Source organism: Vibrio sp. 2304 (genome assembly GCF_033339475.1).
In the GTDB taxonomy this organism is placed as follows: Bacteria; Pseudomonadota; Gammaproteobacteria; order Enterobacterales; family Vibrionaceae; genus Vibrio; species Vibrio alginolyticus.
In genome coordinates, this window is record NZ_JAWOUQ010000140.1 from 1 (window position 1) to 521 (window position 521).

Consider the following 521-nt stretch of genomic DNA (forward strand, 5'->3'; position numbering starts at 1 on the left):
TACTCCTACTTTATTCATACATTCAGATGAGGATTATAGGTGTTGGATTGATCAAGGATATCAGATGTTCACATCATTAAAGTATCACGGAGTTGAGTCAAAAATTGTGATTTTCAAGGGAGAAAACCACGAACTTTCAAGGTCTGGAAAACCCAAACATAGAATAAAGAGATTGGAAGAGATCACAAATTGGTTTAACAAGTATTTAAAGTAGAGTTGGTGTGAATTTGAAAAAAATAATAGATCAGCTTTTACAACATAAGGCTATAATAGTCATTGACCATTTTATATTTAAATTACGTAATGATTATATTTTTGGTTATGCAGCACAAATGGCTTATTATCTAGTACTTTCGATTTTCCCTTTTTTAATAGTTTTACTAAATATAATTAGCCTTACCCCTCTTGTAAGGGGTGAAATCCCATTGGAATTCCTTGAATTTTTGCCTCAAGAAGTTACGAACATAATTGAGGGTTTTATAAGTGATATAACAACATATAGCAGCCAAGGTTTGCTTTCT

At 31.5% G+C, this 521-nt stretch carries 2 protein-coding genes; both read left to right on the forward strand.

Annotated features, from left to right (window positions below):
- Positions 1 to 214: prolyl oligopeptidase family serine peptidase (locus tag R7P64_RS24870; protein ID WP_411979341.1), on the forward strand; the 214-nt coding region annotated here is incomplete at its 5' end.
- A 7-nt stretch (positions 215 to 221) separates the two neighbouring features.
- Positions 222 to 521 (forward strand): YhjD/YihY/BrkB family envelope integrity protein (locus R7P64_RS24685; RefSeq protein WP_318124274.1); only part of this gene is annotated, 300 nt, incomplete at its 3' end.